Genomic DNA, 1,131 nt, shown 5'->3' on the forward strand with positions numbered 1-1,131 from the left:
GGTTGAAGCCCTGGTTCTCTCACTGATTCAATCTCTAATCCCTAATATGATGCTAAATTACCTGCTTTTTCACGATTCTTGGTAAAACTCTTTATTTTTTTAAGCCTGAGTAGTTACGATTTTTGATTCGTTTCTCTAAACTGGAATAGGGAGGGAGCTAAAATAGGGAGAGCAAACCTCAAGGAGGTTAAATTTATGACAGTTTCTCCAGAGGAGCGGTTTCATCAACGACAACGCCGTCACAGCAAAGAAGAGTTGGCTCGACGTGGGCAAGAACTTTATGAGTCTGGGATTCGGCAGCAAGTCGAAGCAGGGAACGAAGGTAAAATTGTAGCGATCGATATCGAAACCGGAAATTTTGAGCTTGATGAAACAGTGGTAGCTGCAACCAATCGGCTATTTGAGCGCAATCCTGACGCCCAGCCTTTTGGAATTCGCATTGGACATCGTGCCGTGTATCACTTTGGTTCACGGAGTTTAAAGAAGAATCAATGATACATGGAGTGGTAAATTCGCGCCGGGAAGCCACGCTTTCCCTTGTGGTCGGTAACTCATCTGGGCGACGGGAAGTCATCAATACCGTAATTGATACGGGCTTTGATGGCTTTCTGTCTTTACCATCTGAAATCATCGTTCGCCTTGGATTGCCTTGGACGATTTCCAATTCAGCAACTCTAGGCGATGGTAGCGAAGTCTTGTTTGATTTTTACACCGCAACAGTCATTTGGGATGGGCAGTACCGCGAGGTCGATATCGCAGCAGCAGAGACAGAGCCGCTTCTCGGAATGGCCATCCTCTACCGCTATCGATTGCAGGTTGATAATGTTGAGGGTGGTATCGTTAAGATTGAGGCATTATGATATCTTGTGCCAATTCTTCGGGATTGATGGAAAAAGGCGAAACTTGATAGCGACCAAAGCGGTTGAAAAAATCTACCCGTGAGATCCCTGCGAGTTGGGCTGCACGACCAGAGGATAGACGACCCAGTTCAAACTGCGGTGGACCCCAAAAACTGGACAGGTCGTTAAGCTCTGAAAACTCAAACTGTGATAGGAGTATTTCATGGGCAATAAACGCAAACAGTACAATGCCGACTTCAAAGCCAAAGTAGCCTTAGCAGCAGTGCGAGGA

At 46.2% G+C, this 1,131-nt stretch carries 4 protein-coding genes; 2 read left to right on the plus strand and 2 right to left on the minus strand.

Translation table 11 applies throughout. The features are described 5' to 3' along the window. The first annotated feature begins 195 nt into the window (after nt 1-195). The gene (locus ACN4EG_RS27780; protein ID WP_431633528.1) at nt 196-495 is read left to right on the plus strand and encodes a hypothetical protein; all 300 of its coding nucleotides are present in this window, start codon (nt 196-198) and stop codon (nt 493-495) included. A gap of 8 nt (nt 496-503) precedes the next feature. Next, nucleotides 504-860 carry a clan AA aspartic protease gene (locus ACN4EG_RS27785; RefSeq protein ID WP_431633529.1) on the plus strand — a complete coding sequence of 119 codons (357 nt, stop codon included), beginning with the start codon at nt 504-506 and terminating at the stop codon, nt 858-860. On the opposite strand, the gene ACN4EG_RS27790 is transcribed toward ACN4EG_RS27785, so the two are convergent. Beyond that, on the minus strand, nt 841-987 hold the full coding sequence (locus ACN4EG_RS27790; RefSeq protein ID WP_431633531.1) for a UPF0175 family protein: 147 nt from the start codon (nt 985-987) through the stop codon (nt 841-843). The genes ACN4EG_RS27785 and ACN4EG_RS27790 overlap by 20 nt on opposite strands. Continuing rightward, a partial coding sequence (locus ACN4EG_RS27795) for a hypothetical protein (protein WP_431633530.1) occupies nt 933-1,131 on the minus strand: 199 nt, incomplete at its 5' end. The genes ACN4EG_RS27790 and ACN4EG_RS27795, both read right to left, overlap by 55 nt.

Source organism: Alkalinema pantanalense CENA528, from assembly GCF_050753345.1.
In the GTDB taxonomy this organism is placed as follows: domain Bacteria; phylum Cyanobacteriota; class Cyanobacteriia; order Leptolyngbyales; family Leptolyngbyaceae; genus Alkalinema; species Alkalinema pantanalense.

Coding starts and splice junctions, on each gene's coding strand:
- ACN4EG_RS27780 (WP_431633528.1), top strand. CDS start 196: ATGACAGTTTCTCCAGAGGAGCGGTTTCATCAACGACAACGCCGTCAC.